The sequence below is a fragment of the Sporosarcina sp. P29 genome, assembly GCF_002743265.1.
In the GTDB taxonomy this organism is placed as follows: domain Bacteria; phylum Bacillota; class Bacilli; order Bacillales_A; family Planococcaceae; genus Sporosarcina.
Genome location: NZ_PDYX01000066.1, coordinates 1 through 531 on the forward strand (window position 1 = coordinate 1; position 531 = coordinate 531).

Here is a 531-nt window from a genome sequence, read left to right on the forward strand (position 1 = left end):
TATTTGACATATGGAAATGGCAAACGTGCTTACTTGTCAACGATTAAAGACGCCCAAACGAATGAAATTTTAGCCTATGAAGTTTCTTCTTCGTTAGGTTTGGAGATCGCAATGAATACGCTTCGCAAACTAAAGAAACATCGTCATTTAATGACAGATGCCTTTATACATTCAGATCAAGGATTTCATTATACAAACCCAAAGTATCAGGCAGCAGTGAAGAAAATGGGGTTAGGACAATCGATGTCACGCAGAGGGAACTGTTGGGATAATGCTCCACAGGAATCATTTTTCGGTCACTTCAAGGATGAAACCAATATAAAAGATTGTGAGACAATGGAAGAAGTTAGGCGGGAAATCAAGAGTTATATGACGTACTATAACCATTATCGCGGGCAGTGGAACTTGAAAAAGCTGCCGCCTGCAGAATACAGACGACAGCTTCAACAAGCAGCTTAGGCTTTTTTATAATTGTCCTTTACAAAGGGTACATTTTACATGTTGAGGAGGATTTTTAAGAATGACCAAGAA

General features: G+C 39.0%; 1 protein-coding gene. It reads left to right on the plus strand.

Annotated elements, in window-relative coordinates:
* On the plus strand, positions 1-459 hold a 459-nt coding region (locus CSV68_RS16555; protein WP_143561020.1), incomplete at its 5' end, for an IS3 family transposase.
* Positions 460-531 lie beyond the last annotated feature (72 nt).